Below are 946 nucleotides of genomic sequence, written 5' to 3' on the forward strand. Positions count from 1 at the left end.
TGAATAAAGCAGCTGATAACCCCTTTATCTGCCAAGCGGCTTTGTGCATCTGCTAACGTTGCGTGAATAAACTCACCAACTGTACCGCGAATGGTAGCAGGTGCAGAACTCGCCTGTGCATTAGTCTCAGCGACTGGTGTTGGCTGCTGACGTCGGACGACACGTGGGTCATTGCTTGCTTGACCAAACTTATCAGCAGTCACATAACGAGCGGCAAATAAGGCCTCGTGAGTAAACGTGAGGGCGTTATTACCTTTTGTATCCTCATTTGTACTGCTTCTCACATCAGCTTTATTACCATTTTTAGACTCATCGTTTTCAGCTGGCTGAGTATCAGCAGCAGATTGTATGCTGCTAGCTTTAGCTGCTTTTGGCTCTAAAGCTACTTTTTGAGCCGATGGCTGAGAGGTTGCCTTAGCATTAGCGACTTCTTCTTTACTCTCTTCAAATGATGATGTGCTATCAGATGAATTACCTTTTGACTCAGCGCTTTGAGCCTTGCTCTCAACTAAGCTTTCAGTAGGTTTAGCGCTACTCGCAGCGGATGATGAGCGATCTTCTGACTTAGATGTTGTCGTCTCAGATTTGTCTGGATGACGTTGTTTAGCAGCCTTGTCTTTGTCATCAACATTATGCTGACCAGCTTCTTGCGTATCCATAGCTTTAGACGACGATTGACTCGATTTACTGTCGTCCAAAGAAAGATGCACTACTTCTGAAGCCTTGCTTTTAGTCGGCGCTTCATTGACCTGTAATACTACTTCATTGGGGTCTTGGTCGCGCTGAGCATTCGCTTGTGGTTTACCTTTTGCCGCATTGGCAGTGGACTGCTGATTATTCTGCTTAGTATCATTGTCAACTGTTAAGGTTTGCCCGCGTTCAAGCTTACCACGTGAGTTGCGCTGGCTATGAGGCTTGCGTTTCGTACGTGACTGCTCGCTCGAGG

The 946-nt window shown here is 46.5% G+C and carries 1 pseudogene; it reads right to left on the minus strand.

The annotated features are described in order from the left end of the window. A pseudogene (locus tag ACS8FD_RS17575) lies at nt 1-946 on the minus strand (Rne/Rng family ribonuclease); the annotation flags it as partial.

This window comes from Psychrobacter sp. 1U2 (assembly GCF_051847575.1).